The organism is Acinetobacter baylyi DSM 14961 = CIP 107474, from assembly GCF_000368685.1.
In the GTDB taxonomy this organism is placed as follows: domain Bacteria; phylum Pseudomonadota; class Gammaproteobacteria; order Pseudomonadales; family Moraxellaceae; genus Acinetobacter; species Acinetobacter baylyi.
The window spans coordinates 371275-387475 of sequence record NZ_KB849625.1; the positions used below are offsets into that span (position 1 = coordinate 371275).

Consider the following 16201-nt stretch of genomic DNA (forward strand, 5'->3'; position numbering starts at 1 on the left):
TCATCAATATTGTGAAGCATTCATAAAATCTGTATTTTTTAATAATTGACTAAATAAAAAAATATTCCACTGCTGTTGATATTGTACAAAATATCCTCGGCAATACGGTTTCAAGTCAAGTGGCAGTTGATCGTTATCCGAAAAATAGTATGCTTTATTAAAATGCTGAACCCCAAACACCTGATCTACCAACAAACCAATATAATGCTGATGATGACTAATACACAATACTTTCTGATGATCAGAATAAGGAACGCTGGTCGAACCGATAAAACCAGCAAGATCTGAAACAGCCAGCAAACGTCCCCGAATATTGGCCAGACCTTTAAACCATTGCTGAGTATTCGGGACAGGAATACAAACAGGCGGATATATCACTTCTGCTACCTCACCTAATGGTACAACAAAATATTGTCCCAATATTTCAAAAGCAATGCCTGTCCAACGCTGATCTTGATCAATCTCATGATGCTGATCAGCATCAAGTTGCTCCAAACCAGCAGATGTGGTTGCAGAGCTCATCTTTTAATCATCCGTATGAATATATTGCTGGATGACTTCAATCAGCTGATTTTCATCAATGGGTTTGGTGAGATATTCACGGGCACCCTGACGTTTACCCCAGATACGATCTGTCGCTTGGTCTTTGGTACTCACAATCACCACAGGTATATGCTTGGTTTGCTCACCCCGACAAATCTGACGTGTTGCCTGAAAACCATTTACACCTGGCATCACCACATCCATAAGCACCAAATCAGGCTGTTCTGCCTGCGCAAGTGTTACCCCATCTGCGCCATTGGTCGCCTCTAACACTTGGTAGCCATGTCTGGTCAGTATGTCACGAAAACGATAAGTTTCCGTTGGTGAATCATCAACAATCAAAATACGTGCCATAAAGACCTCAAAACAATATCGTGTTATACACTGACGTGATTACGAATTGCGGTGAGCAATTCATCTTTACTAAAAGGTTTAATCAGATACTCATCTGAGCCCACAATACGTCCTTTTGCCTGATCAAACAATCCATCCTTACTTGAAAGCATAATCACAGGAATATGTTGATAGTTTTGTGAGTTTTTAATCAGAGCACAGGTTTGATAACCATCTAAACGTGGCATCATGATATCTACAAAAATAATATCAGGATTAGTTTGTGCAATTTTAGACAATGCTTCAAAACCATCTGTTGCGGTGACTACCGTATAGCCTTCTTTTTGTAAAAGTGTTTCAGCTGTCCGACGAATGGTTTTTGAATCATCAATTACCATGATTTTGATCACTTTGGATTTGTCTTCCATTCACTCGTCCTTATGGTTTTGCCACAAATCTGGCAACAAGATTATGATTAAGATAGATGCATTCTGACATAGATAAAGTCTTGTTTTCAATGAATCGGCGACAAGATATTGTAGTATGCTTTGGTGGTACAAGTAGATTCTGTTCAAGACGAATAATGCTTTATAATCGCGCAAACTCAAACTAATATAGCAATATTATTATTTAAAAAATAAATCCATTAAATTTGTATTTTATACATTTGGGGAATCACCATGATCATTGCAGAGAAAAATAATCAAAAGCATTTGCTGTGTCTGAGACGAATAAAATATCTCAATTTTTTACCTTTTAGTTGTCTGTTATTATCTCTAGGCGTACATGCCGCTGCCAATACCCACACCACATGGTATCGTTATTATGATCAGCGAGGTATCGCCAATATTAGCTCTAGTGTTACGCCAGCGCACATTCGTTATGGTTATGAATCTTTGGATCAGAATATGCAGGTGATTGCACGAACACCCGCCTACAATACTCATCAAGATTTAAAACAGGCTTCGCAGCGTGAAGTTCAGGCTCGCCAAAAAGAATATGATTTAAAACTGAAACGTGCCTATGGAAATAGTAAAACAGCCAGCATTAAACGTGATGAAATATTGGGGAATATCAACAAGCAAATGATCTTTCAACAGCAGCAGCTTAAACAACAACAAAATGAACGGATTATTTTTAAGAATCAGGAAAACCAATATTTACGTCAAGGACAACGTGTTCCGCAAGCGATTTCGGCACATTTGACACAAAATGAATTACAAATTGATGCCAGTAAAGAAACCCTGCGTGACTTACAGAATCATTATCGTACCACCCAGATCCAATACACCAATATTATTGAACGCTTAAAAAAAATCGAATAATCGTTATAATCTGAAACGAAGTAAAATAATGAATATTCTCTAAAGGATCAACTTGCATGCGTAGTGCTTCAGGCTTCATTCTTGATATATCAAAATTTAGTGTTCTTAGTCTAAGCCTGATGTTGGTGGCATGCAGTAAACCTGAATCGGATCCCCCTGCTCAAACTTCAAGCCAATCGATTGAGCTTATTGCACAAGATCTGATTGCAGTACGAACAGGAGAACTTCAAACTAAAATTCCATTTACCGGCACAATTCGTGCGGTAAATCAGAGCTCAATACAAGCACAGGTGACTGCAACGGCTACTCAAGTCAATGCCGATGTAGGAGAAGCTGTAACAAAAAATCAGGTGTTGGTGAGATTAAATAATCAGGATAATGTTGCCCGTCTAGCACAAGCACGAGCAAATCTGGCCTCAGCACAGGCTCAGGCAGAACTGGCACATAACTTGATGCTTCGCAAAAAACGTCTGCTCGATCAGGGGTTTATTTCACGTGTGGAATATGAACAAAGTCAGGTCGACTACAAAGGCCAGCTTGAAACAGCAAATGCTCAAAAAGCCAATCTGGATATTGCCTTAAAAGCAGATCAGGATGGCATTATTCGCAGTCCACTGACTGGTGTGATCACCAAGCGTCAGGTTGAACCAGGGCAAACTGTTTCGGCTGGACAAACTTTATTTGAAATTGTCGATCCAAAGCAGTTAGAGATTCAGGCCAAACTTCCTCTCGAACAGCAGGCAGCATTAAAAACTGGAAAAACCATACAATTTAATATTCAAGGTGAAACACAGAGTAGATCGGCACGTTTAAGTCGCATTTCACCTGTTGCAGATCAAGCCAGCCGTCAGATTGAATTCTTTGCCACGCCTTCAGATGTAATTCAGTCGCTCAGTATTGGCGCTTTTGTGGAAGGCTTTATTATCAATCAGGATCAGATCCAGGGTCAGATTATTCCCCTCGATAGCATTCAGAATCTCGATCATCAGCCATTTGTTTGGGTCATTCGCCAGCAAAAAATACACAAAATCAATATACAGGTGCTCGAAAAACGCTTTGCAGACAATCAGGCCATCGTCAAAGGATTACAGTCCTCCGATCAGATCAGCCGAATTAAATTTGAAAGTCGTGATGAAAACAAAACTGTTTCGATTTCTCACAAATAAAAAGAATATTCAGGATTTAGTCTATGTGGTTTACCCGAATCAGTGTCAAATATCCTGTATTTACCATCATGATGATGTTCTGTTTGATGGTATTGGGGCTGGCATCATGGCAACGAATGAGCGTTGAAGAATTTCCAGATGTCGATTTCCCTTTTGTGGTCATTTATACCAACTATCCTGGTGCATCTCCTGAAGCGGTTGAATCAGAGATTACCAAAAAACTCGAAGATCAGATCAATACCATTTCGGGCTTAAAGCAGATCACCTCGCAATCAAGCGAGGGATTATCCATGATTGTGGCCGAATTCAATCTGGATGTGGCCTCCAGTGTTGCGGCACAAGATGTTCGTGACAAGATTGCAGTTGCTAAGGCCAATTTTCGTGATGAAATTGAAGATCCTGTTGTAGAGCGTTATGACCCCGCCAGTAGTGCGATTTTATCTGTGGTGTTTGAAACCAATCAGATGTCTTTACGTGATTTTAGTTCTTATATCGATCAGCGGATTTTACCACAACTGCGTACCACCCCTGGCGTAGGTACTGTCAATTTGCTGGGTGAGGCAAAACGCCAAATCAGAATTATCATTCATCCACAAAAATTACAAAGTTACGGGATTGGTATCGATCAGGTCATAAATACCCTCAAAAATGAAAATGTCGAGATTCCAGGTGGTACTTTAAAACAGCCAGACTCAGAACTGGTCATCGAAATCCAATCCAAAGTGATTCATCCTTATGGCTTTGGCGACCTGGTCATTGCCAATAAAAACGGCGTTCCAATTTACCTTAAACAAGTTGCAGATGTACAGGATACTCAGGCTGAGCTAGAAACAGGCGCTTTTCTAAATGGTAAAACAGCCGTAGCAGTCGACATTTTACGCAGTTCAGATGCCAATGTGATTGAGGTGGTCGATAATACCTACAAGGTTCTGGATAAAATCAAACAGCAATTGCCTCAGGGTGCAAGCCTGCATGTGGTTGTCGATACCTCAAAAGGCATACGCGCCTCCATCAAAGATGTCGCACGTACCATTATTGAAGGTGCAGCTCTGGCCGTACTGATTGTACTGCTGTTTCTTGGATCTTTCCGTTCTACCGTCATCACAGGTCTAACCCTACCTATTGCATTACTGGGGACTTTAACCTTTATCTGGGCATTTGGTTTTAGTATCAATATGATGACCTTACTGGCGTTATCATTGTGTATTGGCTTACTCATTGACGATGCCATTGTGGTGCGTGAAAACATTGTGCGTCATGCAGACATGGGCAAAGATCATGTCACAGCCGCACTCGATGGAACCAAGGAAATTGGTCTGGCTGTACTTGCTACCACACTCACTATTGTGGCCGTGTTTTTACCTGTGGCATTCATGGGTGGCATTATCGGGCGCTTTTTCTTTCAGTTTGGCGTGACTGTAAGCACAGCAGTTCTGATTTCGATGTTTGTGAGTTTTACCCTTGACCCCATGCTATCTGCACATTGGCAGGAAAGAAAAACAAACAAGCCACCAAGTCGGATCAAGCGTTTTTTCAACTGGATTTCTCAAAAGTTAGACCACTTAAGTCATGTTTATGAACGTTTACTCAAATTGGCATTATGCTTTCGTTTCATCACCCTTTTGATTGCAGTTGTATCTCTCATTGGAGCATTAGGATTATCCAAATTAATTGGTACCGAATTTGTACCGACTCCCGACAAAGGTGAAGTGCGAATCAAGTTTGAAACACCCGTGGATGCTTCACTGGATTATACGCAAGCCAAGCTGGATCAAGTGACTCAGATCATTACACAGTTTGCTTATGTAAAATCGACTTATGGCGTCATCAATGGCGTGACTGATCGTGGTAAAAATCATGCCACCTTGCGCGTTACAGTTACACCAAGAACAGAACGCTCTCAAACGCTTATCGAAATTAATAACCAATTCCGTCAACGTTTACAACGCGTCGCTGGCATTACAGTCACGTCTGTTGCTTCAGCAGATGAAACCGTTTCAGGTGGTCAAAAGCCCATCATGATTTCGATCAAAGGGCCAGATTTGAATGAGCTACAAGCAATATCAGATCGTTTTATGACAGAAATGGAAAAGATTAAAGGCATAGTTGATCTTGAAAGTTCACTCAAAGAACCAAAACCCACACTTTCTGTGCAGGTCAATCGAGTGCTTGCCAGTGATTTGGGCCTTTCTGTGAATCAGATTGCCAATACTGTTCGCCCCTTAATTGCAGGTGATAATGTGACCACATGGGAGGATGATCGTGGTGAAACCTACAATGTCAATCTGCGTTTGGCTGAGCATAGTCGTATGTTGCCACGCGATGTCGAAAACTTGTATTTAACTTCAAGCAAGATAGACAGCAACAATCAGGCAATTTTGGTTCCACTGGCTTCGGTCGCCAAATTTGAACAGACACTGGGTGCGTCACAAATTAATCGTCGTGATCTGGCACGTGAAGTGTTAGTCGAAGCAAATACCTCTGGCCGTCCTGCGGGTGATATCGGCAAGGACATTGAGCAATTACAGAAAAACTTTAAATTGCCCGCAGGTTATAGTTTTGATACGCAAGGCGCCAATGCCGACATGGCAGAATCAGCGGGATATGCGCTCACAGCCATCACCCTTTCGATTGTGTTTATTTATATCGTATTGGGTTCTCAGTTCAATAGCTTTATTCATCCTGCTGCCATCATGGCATCACTCCCCTTGTCCTTAATTGGGGTATTTCTGGCGCTATTTTTATTTAATAGTACCATGAATCTATTTTCGATTATTGGCATCATTATGCTCATGGGATTGGTGACTAAAAATGCCATCCTACTCATCGACTTCATCAAAAAAGCGATGGATCGAGGAGAAAATCGCTATGATGCGATTATTCAGGCTGGCAAGACCCGTTTGCGTCCAATTTTGATGACCACCAGTGCAATGGTCATGGGCATGGTTCCTCTGGCTTTAGGCTTGGGTGAAGGCGGTGAGCAAAGTGCCCCTATGGCGCATGCTGTCATTGGCGGTGTAATTACCTCCACCTTGCTCACTTTGGTCGTGGTTCCTGTCATTTTTACCTATTTGGACGATTTGAAAAACTTCTTGTTGCGCCAAACCCGTAAATTAATGTCATAATCGGTTTTTTATCAAGTGAGGTGAATTATTCATCTCATTTTTTATTATAATCTCTTGTTTTTATCGTGCTCAGTTTGAGAGCCCACTTTTAGGACAGTTTCCATGCGCGCAAGCCGCTTTTTATTTGCAACGTTAAGAGAAACCCCAAATGATGCAGAAGTAATTTCGCATCAGCTCATGTTACGAGCTGGGATGATTCGTAAATTGGCTTCAGGTTTATACACTTGGCTGCCGATGGGCGTACGCGTGTTAAATAAAGTTGAAGCGATTGTACGTGAAGAAATGAATCGCTCAGGCGCGCTTGAAGTCTTTATGCCCGTGACTCAACCCGCAAGTCTTTGGGAAGAATCAGGCCGTTATGTGCAATATGGCCCAGAACTTTTACGTTTTAAAGATCGTCATGATAATCCATTTGTACTTGGCCCAACCCATGAAGAAGTGATTACCGATCTAGCACGTAATGAACTGAAAAGTTATAAGCAATTACCCATCAATTTCTATCAAATTCAAACCAAATTTCGTGATGAAATTCGTCCACGTTTTGGTGTGATGCGTTCACGCGAATTTATCATGAAAGATGCGTATTCTTTCCATGTTGATCAGGCATCTCTACAAGAAACCTACGACAACATGTACGACACCTACTGCCGTATCTTTACACGTTTAGGCTTAGATTTCCGCCCTGTACAAGCCGATACTGGCTCAATTGGGGGTTCAGGTTCACATGAGTTTCATGTGCTTGCAGACAGTGGTGAAGACGATATCGTATTTTCGACTGAATCGGACTATGCAGCAAACGTAGAAAAAGCTGAGGCAGTTTTAGTCGGAGAGCGTGCAGCCCCTGCGCAAGCATTAAGCATTGTAGATACACCAAATCAAAAAACGATTGCTGATGTTTGTACATTCTTAAACGCTGATCCGAAACAATCAGTAAAAGCGTTGTTAGTGCAGGGCAATGCCGATGAAAAAGGTAATGTCCCTGTGATTGCGCTATTCTTGCGTGGTGATCATGAGCTTAACGAAATTAAGGCAGAGCATCATCCTTTAATTGCAGCACCTTTAACCTTTGCAACTGAAGCGCAACTACAAGAGCTCGGCTTGACCGCAGGTTATGTGGGTCCGCAAGGTTTAGTTGAGAAAGGCCTGACCGTGATTGTTGATCGCGCAGCGTCAGTGCTGTCAGATTTTATTGCAGGTGCCAACGAAGCCGACAAACATGCAACAGGTGTAAACTGGGAACGTGACGCAAAATTTAGCGAAATCTATGATTTGCGTAATGTCGTAGACGGCGATCCATCTCCAGATGGTCAAGGTGTATTGCAAATCAAACGTGGTATTGAAGTTGGACACATCTTCCAGTTGGGTCAGAAGTATTCTGAAGCACTGAACTGTACTGTGTTGGGTGATGACGGTAAGCCATTGGTGGTAACAATGGGCTGTTATGGGATTGGTGTAACGCGCGTTGTGGCATCTGCCATTGAGCAAAATTACGATGACAAAGGTATTATCTGGCCTTCTGCTATTGCGCCGTTTGAAATTGCCATTGTGCCAATGAATGCGCACAAATCACCAAAAACACTTGAAGCTGCCGAAGCACTGTATGCAGAATTGCAAGCACAAGGCTATGATGTATTGCTTGATGATCGTAATGAACGCCCTGGCGTGAAATTCTCTGATTTGGAGCTAACCGGTATTCCACATCGTATTGTGATTGGTGAAAAAGGCTTGGATGCAGGAACATTTGAATATAAAGGCCGCACTGATGCTGAGTCTGTTAACTTGACTAAAGATGAGCTGTTAGCAAAACTCAAATAAATTTTAAGATTTTAAAAAAGCAGGTTTGATACCTGCTTTTTTTATCAAAAAAAGCTTAGATATTGATTACAGTGGATTGCCACAAATATCTTTTGTACCAACAGGATAACCGCTTGATAACTGACTATGATCGAAAATAAACTCTTGCGATAACACTTTACCTAGATTCGATGAATTTGCAGCAAAAGGTGGGAAACCACCAGACATAAAAAATCCAATCTGGTTTAACTTATCATTGATATTTGCAACATATCCCTGATTAATACCATTTATAATTAAGCCTATCTGATTTGTATTTTGATTAAAATAAAAACCAAGCTTTTGATTTAACCCACTATATTGATAAGACCTCTTAAAAATAGTAGAATAGACATCATTAGTTATTTTTATCATATTAATAATTAATGTTCTTTTATGATCTTCATAAAAACTATTATTAGGATAATAAACCATTATTCTATAATCCGAGTCATTACTTTTTAAAAGAATACTGTAAATTAATAAAACTGCTTCATTATCAGGTAAGTCATAAGATATGACTTCTGATTTTAACTCAAAACTATAAATACCTGATTCGGGTAAACCTTTATAAATAAAATTATTATTTAAACCACCATCTAAAGTTCTTAATGCCCCATATTCCTTAGCTTCGTTACTACTTAATGTCGTAAATTTATACTGTTTACCGCTTACAACTGGATATGTATTTACATTAAAATCATAACTACACTCTGCTGCAAAACTATTTTGAATAATAGCGAGTAAAAATAGACTCAATGCCATTTTTATTTTCATATTCCTTTCCTTTCTCTATTAAAATTAACTCAATCTTTAATTTTTTAAAAAGATATTATTTTAAATTTCTCTAAAAGCATAAATATTGAAAACTTTCTTAAGCAACCTATTTATATTATTCAATATTATAAAAATTCCTCTCATATATTAACAAAACTTTAAATTCCCATAACAGTTACTAATTGGCATCTGACCCAAATCAACAGGAGCAAGATTCACTGGAGTACCGAATATTGCTCCTGGTATAGCCTGACCGAAAGCACTTAAAAACACATCTTGTGTAATATTCAAATTATTAAATTGAGTTTGTGGAATTGAAATCCACCAGCCTTGCTGTGCTGCATTGCTGCTCCATGTTTTATCACTGACATTTTGCCAGTAAATATTTTTACTTTGCGATGAAATATAAGCATTACTTGTCGCGATTAAATTACCATTTGAGTCGGTATCGGCTACCAGTAACTGGTGTACAGTTGAATATGGAATATCATTCATATTGACATTGGTTAATTTTAAACCAAGCAAGCTTGCAGAGGCCTGAGCCGTCATTTTAGTCAAACTAAAAGTTGAACTTCGATTATTAATTAAAGTGGTACTGTAGTCTGCTACATTTGCTGTCCCGTTTAATTGTATCAATGGTAGGTTTCCACCGATACAAGAGTTCCCAGATGAACTTACACCTAAAGTACAAGCATGCACATTGGTTAAATTCGCATTGGTTACTCTTACCCCAATATCTCCACTTAAAGAGTTAATCCCAGTATCATCTGCAAGCGTATTTAAGTCACCATTTGAGCCAATATTCATAATCCCCAGTGCAGAGAGTGCACCTAAACGAAAACCTGTCACGGTACGTGTAGCAGCCGTATCTGGATTTTGTATGGCAAATTCAATAAATGGATTGGTGAGTTTAAAGTCTGTTCCTACCCCTGCCCCTTGTGCCGTGGATGTAGTAATACCTGTTAAAGCAATATTATCAATGTCGATATCACAACCCGTACCTTTTACACCACCACAACCAAGCTGCAATTTTTTAATATTGGCATTCAGCTCAAGTACAGCTTCAAGCCCCAAGCGATAAAAACCAATATTTGCATTGGGATTGGAACCCCCTGGCGCAACATAATTCAGATTGAGTAATGCTTGACCTGTCACTTGTGAAAGTTGCTGATCATCCAAAGACTTTAATGTATCGGCACACACTGCATTTGTGATGACCACACCCATGAATGCAAACAATAGTTTTAATTTAAGCATGATTATTGTCCTTAATTATCGTGGTGTGATACCAATACTGCTACGAATGTTGCCACCCGTAATCACCATTTGTCCTAATTGCTGACCAGATGATGTCGCGGTTGGATAAAAATTTAAATTCGCTTTTAATACACCCGATGGATCCTGATTTGGGTTAATTTGAAGTGTATTGGCGATCTTAAAAGTATCTTGGGTTAACTTAAGATTTGCATCCACATTTAAATTACCCGAAATTTGATCTAACCCCATGGCAGCATTACTGCCAGGGTCGACAATGTGAATGTAATTCTTATTTTCATTATTTCCTGATGCATTCAGCTTAACATTTCCAGTCAAGTTTAAATCTGATGCAGAACCTGGAATCAACATCAGTGATGCCGTACCATCCAAACGCATTGCAATCGCAAATAAAACATCTGAGTTTTGAGTAAAACTATTCGATGGAACAAAACAGCTGATGGATGAACTGGTTGCACAGGCCGCAGTATTGTAGCGACTTCCTGGTAACTGGCCGAGCGCCAGTTCGGCATTAAGTGCAATAATCAGTTTGGTCAGGTCAATCGCAATGCCATTCTGCTCAAAACCAATCGTGCCATTGGTATCTAAAAACAGGTCGATATTACGTAAGCCTGCATAATAGTTAACTTCTTCGCCACTGGTTGAATTTTTTGCACCATCAATCAGCATGATTGAAGTTGTTTTACTTCCATCACTATTACGACCCTGGGTCGACATCGCCAAACCAAATCCAATCCCTTGTTTGTCTTTATTGGTTCCATAAGTCGTGCCATACACACCCAAGTTGGCATTCAGGTTGTAAATAGGCAATCCTAACCCCCATGTTCCAGACTGATTGCTAATCTGATGATTTGCATCATTACTGTTATCTGCGATAAACCGTGCACTACGGGCAATCGCCTGAAATTCCATGCCGCGTATTGCCAGACTCAGGATATTTGGATTGCTGGTTACACCTGATTCATACAGATTATGCCGATAAATACCTGCTTGTTGTCCAAGCAACGCTGCAATGCTTGAACTGATTTGAAACTCCATTGACTGACTTTTGATGGTATTGATATAAAGATCACCAAAGTTAATCGAAGCTAAATTCTGATTGAGCGCAAGATTAGCCGTACCCGATGTAATACCTTGTCGAATTTGCAACGGCGTTAAGTTACCAAATTCGATTGCATAAGCATTTGTACCTGTTCCTCCCAGTTCAAGTCGGGTTCCCTGAGAAGTCACTTGCCCATTACTATCTTTAATATCGGGTGTAAAACTGGTTTTCATGGCGAGGTGTAGGCCTGTACTCCCAGTCATATCACCACTCGCAGTGGTTGAACCGATTTGAGCACCGCCCAAAGTCGGTTTATCTGCATTGACTGAAATTTCTGCATCTTTGAGCACACCTGAAGCACCCAAACGAATAATCGGTTTTAGCGTGGTATCACTATTTTGAGCTGAATACGCTTTCGGATCTGAACCTGCATTCGGCTTGTAACGTAAATCAATATTAAATCCTGGCTTGGTTTTACCCGCATTATCCAGATCTGCTACGCGCTCAAGTAAAATCTGATTATTTGAACCTGTTGTATTTTGGGCATTGGTCGAAAGTACAAAGCCCTTTACAGGATCAAGATACATATATCCAGACCCTTTAAAATTAAAGTTAAAATCTTTTAAAACCAACTGATTCACTGCACTACTATTTTTTAAGCTATAAAAAATATTGGCATTTTGCAAACCAAATTCGAGATATGCCAAATCTTTAGCATTAAATAAACCGTTGCTGGTTTGAAGTAAAAATTTAGTTCCATCACGATCTTGTAGCGTTAAGGCACCCAGACTTTGACTACTGCTGTCCGAACAATTGGCCTTACCTGCGTTGTCAGAGCAAACTTTGATATCGGCAAAATGTATTTGAGATGGATTCAAAGCTGCTTCAAGGCGGATTCCAGCAGTATTACTATTGCCTGCCCCACCCACATCAAGCTTGACGGTACCTCCCACAGCCTGATTTCCTAGCGGTGTAATCGACATCTTGTTTAACGATAAATTCAGATTACCTGTACTGCCATCTGCAAAAACCGTATTGTCTTTCCAATTCATCTGGTCCGCTACAATTTTGTCTGTTTGAAGTTGAACGGTCAGACCATCTTGTCCAGAAACTTCACGCATATTTTGTTCTGAAAGCGCTTCCAGTGCATAGCTTTGATGCACCAGCAACATACTGATCACCAGTAAACTTAACTTGATATTCTTTTTATTCATTGCCAAGTTCCTTTTAACAACGAGATGTGGCTGAACCATTGCAGCTAAATATTTTTACCGAACCTGATAATGCCAAATTACCATTCATATTTACCCCAACAAATCCTCGCTCCATTCCCTGATCAAACCCTGTATAGCTCGAAGGCACAAAGGTACTTAAATATCCCTTTTGTGCATCTGAGCTGCCGGTATCGGTTTCAATCGAAAGCGCTCCAAATCCAAAATTACGAATTTGTATCGGATAGGCATCTAAAAAAGTGAGTTTTAAAGCCGAGCGGTATTGATTGGTATCTACTGTGACGGTCGTACCATCTAGCTGAAATTTGTCAATTGCCAGCGTACCCTGAATTTTTTTAAAGACCAGCCAGTATAAATTGCCGTTTTGATCCTGACGATTATTAAATGCAATAGCAAGACGGCAAAATTGATTGGCACCATTAGCACATTGATAGGTATTGGCAAGGCCGTTACCAGTAGGCAAAGCATGATTCAATGACAAAGATAAGCTTAAATCTGCACCGCCCTGACCTTCAATCTGGCTTAACTCCTGATTGGTTAACGGTTTCAAATTACTTTTTACATCTGCAAATGAACTCGTTGTTACCAGACATAAGCTCAACAATCCAAGAACATATTTTTTATTCATTAGATTCATCCTTATAATCCAGTAGTTGAAATTTTCAGATGCTGAATCATGAGGCCATCAATTGCTGCTGAGCCCAAATTAACCGCATTACCCGCAGAGTCTTTAAAAGTTAGGCCCACCGCAGAACTTGTATTGACAGCTTTAAGTAAATTGCTGTTGTCAATGGTGGCCGTTCCGATACTAATACTGCTATGTGTGGCGGTATTGCCCTGATAATTCACTCCAGCAATCGTGGAAGTCGTACCGCAGTTCTGAACATTACAAGTTGAGCCTTTATAAGATTTATCTTGCCCTGAATAATCAGTGTAAATTTGTTGATAAATACTCGCCACATTTGGAATACGGGTTACTTCCAATGAGAAGTTATTGCCATCTGTATTAAAAATCAAAGGCTGATAAACACTGCCCAGTACCAAATTTATATTTGGACTGTAGATATACACCCCTTCAAGCGCATTAAAGTTAGGTGCACTCTCGCCTGTAATCGCAGGCGTATTTAGACATGTACCTGTGGTTGAGCAACTGGTTGTCCCTGTTAATTCTGCCGTACTAATTCTAAGCATACGACTCGAATCTGCTGTGGTACGTGTTCCAGCGTTATAATCTGTATTTAAACGGATCAACCCTGCCAAACCAAGCGTTTTATTATAAGTCGTGGATAGTCCAGAATTATTGGTTGCATTCCCCAATGTCTGAAATAACTTCAAATTTGAACCATTTAAACTCAAACCATTCAGAATCATTTGTACTCGTAAACGATTTTCAAGCCCACCTAAAGAGTCTGGTGCTCCCGTTGCGGCATTCACTGTAGTGCTGGTAGTCGAATTACGCGAAAAAATATCGCCCCACAGCCCTAGCTTGGCGGTATCACTGGCAAGCGTACCATCGGCTCGCAGTAAGGGCGCTTCAAGCCCTAAATAACTCAAGCTCTGTACATTTCCTGCAAAGTCATAGGTACTTACAGGAAGTACATTCAGCACCCATGGGTTAGATTCTGTACCCAGATTAACACCTGTATTACTAAAACGTGAGTTGACATTGCTGTCACTTTTGGAAAGTGCAAGTCCGTAAATAAACAAATCGGCTTTTTTTGCTCCAGAAGCTGTAGCTGTTGAAGATAAAGGCCCGACAGGAATCACACGAATCAGGCCAGTATCATACCCACGATCAGCCATCCGCGCTGTATTTTGAGCACCGCTCAGATTATCTTCAGCTTTTTGAAACACCATTTTGACGTTTTCAGGTAAAAAAGCGATTCCTTCACCCGTTTGCTGGCTTAATGTTTCATCTGATAATGCTTCCAATGCAAAGGCCGAATGACTCAGGCCAAGACCAATTGCGATGGTCAAAATTGCTTTGGGAAAACTTACCGTATAATGTCCTGTCGTCATCGTGACCATCCTTTTATACGATGCTCCGCACCATATCTTCTTTTTCTTGATTTTATTTTGTAGAAAGCTTCCAAGCTCACCACAAGGTTAGCTATTTTTTGCCAACCTTTCCTCAATTTCTATTATGCTTATCCTTTAAACAAATGCAAAAAAAATCATGTAAAAAAAAACTTTTCCGATAAACGAAAGGCGATATTATATCGCCTTTTGCTTTTAATCGCTTGAAATAGATTAAGCTTTTGGCAAGGTCACGCCTGTCTGCCCTTGATATTTACCACCACGATCTTTATAAGAAGTTTCGCACACTTCATCACTTTCAAAAAATAACATCTGAGCCACACCTTCACCCGCATAAATACGCGCTGGCAAGTTGGTGGTATTTGAAAATTCTAGCGTTACATGCCCTTCCCACTCTGGTTCAAGCGGCGTTACATTCACAATAATACCGCAGCGTGCATAAGTCGATTTACCCAGACAAACGGTTAGGACATTACGCGGAATTCTAAAATATTCAACAGTTCTGGCAAGTGCAAACGAGTTTGGCGGAATAATACATACATCGGAATGAATATCGATAAAGCTTTTTTCATCAAAATTTTTAGGATCGACAATCGCTGAATGGACATTGGTGAAAACTTTAAATTCTGGTGCACAGCGTACGTCATAACCGTAACTGGATACCCCATAAGAAATCAGTTTTTCCCCTTGCGCGTTAAAACGTACCTGATTTTCAGCATAGGGCTCAATCATGCCATGTTTTTCACTCATTTCACGAATCCAACGATCCGACTTAATCGCCATGTTTCAATTATCCACAACAGTTAAATTAAAATTGGCATTACTTTAACGTAAATACAAGCTCAAGGGAAAGTTGGATACTGTTTATTGTTGCACCACATTAAAACTTCAATATGGCCGAATAACTCAGTGGAACTGAAAAACTAATCAATATAAGCGATGCCGTACGCTGTAAATTACATGGATTTAACCATCGAGTTTGTTTTTTTGCCAATAAGGCTCCCACCGTAATCCAAAAACTAGCAATGGGTAGAATGAGCGCCAAAAATACCAGCATATGTACAGTATAAGCATGCAAACTAAGCCATGCAGAAGCAGGAAAAATAGCCGAAGCAAACAATAGCCCCTTGGGATTAAGCAGCGTTGCACAAAACAGTTCACTAACGCGAATGGTCGGTTGAATCAGACTTTGCTCATGATTGGCAGTACGCCAGAGCTTGATTGCCAAATACACAATATAAAAGGCACTTAACAGTTTCAAAATAGTCGGCAACATTGGGAAATGCTGCGAGATCATGCCAATTAATAATCCCCAAAAGGAAATAGCAATGATATAACCTATAGACTCGGCAGGAATAAGACGTAATGATGAACGAATCCCCACCTGAATACCCGATGACGCCAAAAGCGTATTGGTAGGCCCAGGAGTGAGTAAGATTGCCGCGACCAGACCAATAAAAAACCATGAAATCATCTAATGACCTCACCCTGTATACAACAAGACCAAAATGAA

At 40.3% G+C, this 16201-nt stretch carries 14 protein-coding genes; 4 read left to right on the top strand and 10 right to left on the bottom strand.

Features of this window, described 5'->3' with window-relative positions; translation table 11 throughout:
- Positions 1-3: 3 nt before the first annotated feature.
- From F952_RS03700 to pilG, 3 genes are read right to left on the bottom strand one after another with little or no spacing between them, the layout of a single operon-like run.
- Positions 4-522, bottom strand: a complete 519-nt coding sequence (locus F952_RS03700) for a chemotaxis protein CheW (RefSeq protein ID WP_004922368.1) — start codon at positions 520-522, stop codon at positions 4-6.
- A 3-nt stretch (positions 523-525) separates the two neighbouring features.
- The gene (locus F952_RS03705; RefSeq protein ID WP_004922371.1) at positions 526-897 is read right to left on the bottom strand and encodes a response regulator; all 372 of its coding nucleotides are present in this window, start codon (positions 895-897) and stop codon (positions 526-528) included.
- A gap of 23 nt (positions 898-920) precedes the next feature.
- The gene (gene pilG, locus F952_RS03710; RefSeq protein WP_004922374.1) at positions 921-1304 is read right to left on the bottom strand and encodes a twitching motility response regulator PilG; all 384 of its coding nucleotides are present in this window, start codon (positions 1302-1304) and stop codon (positions 921-923) included.
- Between the two features lie 252 nt (positions 1305-1556).
- Here pilG and F952_RS03715 point away from each other — a divergent pair, with 252 nt between their 5' ends.
- The 4 genes from F952_RS03715 to F952_RS03730 all read left to right on the top strand — a co-directional run bounded on the left by F952_RS03715 (position 1557) and on the right by F952_RS03730 (position 8307).
- Positions 1557-2201, top strand: coding sequence for a hypothetical protein (locus F952_RS03715; protein WP_004922377.1), 645 nt, complete (start codon positions 1557-1559; stop codon positions 2199-2201).
- 56 nt (positions 2202-2257) lie between these two features.
- Entirely contained in the window at positions 2258-3367 is a 1110-nt protein-coding gene (locus tag F952_RS03720; protein WP_004922380.1) for an efflux RND transporter periplasmic adaptor subunit, read from the top strand.
- 23 nt (positions 3368-3390) lie between these two features.
- A complete protein-coding gene (locus F952_RS03725; protein ID WP_004922383.1) occupies positions 3391-6492 on the top strand; it encodes an efflux RND transporter permease subunit in 3102 nt (1033 codons plus the stop codon).
- Between the two features lie 102 nt (positions 6493-6594).
- Complete coding sequence (locus F952_RS03730; protein WP_004922386.1) at positions 6595-8307, top strand: proline--tRNA ligase; 1713 nt, start codon at positions 6595-6597, stop codon at positions 8305-8307.
- Positions 8308-8373: 66 nt separating this feature from the next.
- On the opposite strand, the gene F952_RS03735 is transcribed toward F952_RS03730, so the two are convergent.
- The 7 genes from F952_RS03735 to F952_RS03765 form a co-directional block, all read right to left on the bottom strand.
- Positions 8374-9102: a DUF4882 family protein gene (locus tag F952_RS03735; RefSeq protein ID WP_004922389.1), complete on the bottom strand. Its 729-nt coding sequence runs from the start codon at positions 9100-9102 to the stop codon at positions 8374-8376.
- A 147-nt stretch (positions 9103-9249) separates the two neighbouring features.
- A complete protein-coding gene (locus F952_RS03740) occupies positions 9250-10359 on the bottom strand; it encodes a hypothetical protein (protein WP_004922391.1) in 1110 nt (369 codons plus the stop codon).
- Between the two features lie 15 nt (positions 10360-10374).
- Positions 10375-12633 carry a DUF6160 family protein gene (locus tag F952_RS03745; protein WP_004922394.1) on the bottom strand — a complete coding sequence of 753 codons (2259 nt, stop codon included), beginning with the start codon at positions 12631-12633 and terminating at the stop codon, positions 10375-10377.
- A 13-nt stretch (positions 12634-12646) separates the two neighbouring features.
- Complete coding sequence (locus F952_RS03750) at positions 12647-13279, bottom strand: hypothetical protein (RefSeq protein ID WP_004922400.1); 633 nt, start codon at positions 13277-13279, stop codon at positions 12647-12649.
- An 11-nt stretch (positions 13280-13290) separates the two neighbouring features.
- Positions 13291-14670, bottom strand: a complete 1380-nt coding sequence (locus F952_RS03755) for a hypothetical protein (RefSeq protein ID WP_004922405.1) — start codon at positions 14668-14670, stop codon at positions 13291-13293.
- A 231-nt stretch (positions 14671-14901) separates the two neighbouring features.
- Entirely contained in the window at positions 14902-15471 is a 570-nt protein-coding gene (gene dcd / locus F952_RS03760) for a dCTP deaminase (RefSeq protein WP_004922407.1), read from the bottom strand.
- 97 nt (positions 15472-15568) lie between these two features.
- The gene (locus tag F952_RS03765) at positions 15569-16162 is read right to left on the bottom strand and encodes a LysE family translocator (protein WP_004922410.1); all 594 of its coding nucleotides are present in this window, start codon (positions 16160-16162) and stop codon (positions 15569-15571) included.
- Positions 16163-16201 lie beyond the last annotated feature (39 nt).

Excerpts from the sequence above, each read along its gene's own strand:
- F952_RS03700 (WP_004922368.1), bottom strand. The coding sequence starts at position 522 with ATGAGCTCTGCAACCACATCTGCTGGTTTGGAGCAACTTGATGCTGAT.
- F952_RS03705 (WP_004922371.1), bottom strand. The coding sequence starts at position 897 with ATGGCACGTATTTTGATTGTTGATGATTCACCAACGGAAACTTATCGT.
- pilG (WP_004922374.1), bottom strand. The coding sequence starts at position 1,304 with ATGGAAGACAAATCCAAAGTGATCAAAATCATGGTAATTGATGATTCA.
- F952_RS03715 (WP_004922377.1), top strand. The coding sequence starts at position 1,557 with ATGATCATTGCAGAGAAAAATAATCAAAAGCATTTGCTGTGTCTGAGA.
- F952_RS03720 (WP_004922380.1), top strand. The coding sequence starts at position 2,258 with ATGCGTAGTGCTTCAGGCTTCATTCTTGATATATCAAAATTTAGTGTT.
- F952_RS03725 (WP_004922383.1), top strand. The coding sequence starts at position 3,391 with ATGTGGTTTACCCGAATCAGTGTCAAATATCCTGTATTTACCATCATG.
- F952_RS03730 (WP_004922386.1), top strand. The coding sequence starts at position 6,595 with ATGCGCGCAAGCCGCTTTTTATTTGCAACGTTAAGAGAAACCCCAAAT.
- F952_RS03735 (WP_004922389.1), bottom strand. The coding sequence starts at position 9,102 with ATGAAAATAAAAATGGCATTGAGTCTATTTTTACTCGCTATTATTCAA.
- F952_RS03740 (WP_004922391.1), bottom strand. The coding sequence starts at position 10,359 with ATGCTTAAATTAAAACTATTGTTTGCATTCATGGGTGTGGTCATCACA.
- F952_RS03745 (WP_004922394.1), bottom strand. The coding sequence starts at position 12,633 with ATGAATAAAAAGAATATCAAGTTAAGTTTACTGGTGATCAGTATGTTG.
- F952_RS03750 (WP_004922400.1), bottom strand. The coding sequence starts at position 13,279 with ATGAATAAAAAATATGTTCTTGGATTGTTGAGCTTATGTCTGGTAACA.
- F952_RS03755 (WP_004922405.1), bottom strand. The coding sequence starts at position 14,670 with ATGACGACAGGACATTATACGGTAAGTTTTCCCAAAGCAATTTTGACC.
- dcd (WP_004922407.1), bottom strand. The coding sequence starts at position 15,471 with ATGGCGATTAAGTCGGATCGTTGGATTCGTGAAATGAGTGAAAAACAT.
- F952_RS03765 (WP_004922410.1), bottom strand. The coding sequence starts at position 16,162 with ATGATTTCATGGTTTTTTATTGGTCTGGTCGCGGCAATCTTACTCACT.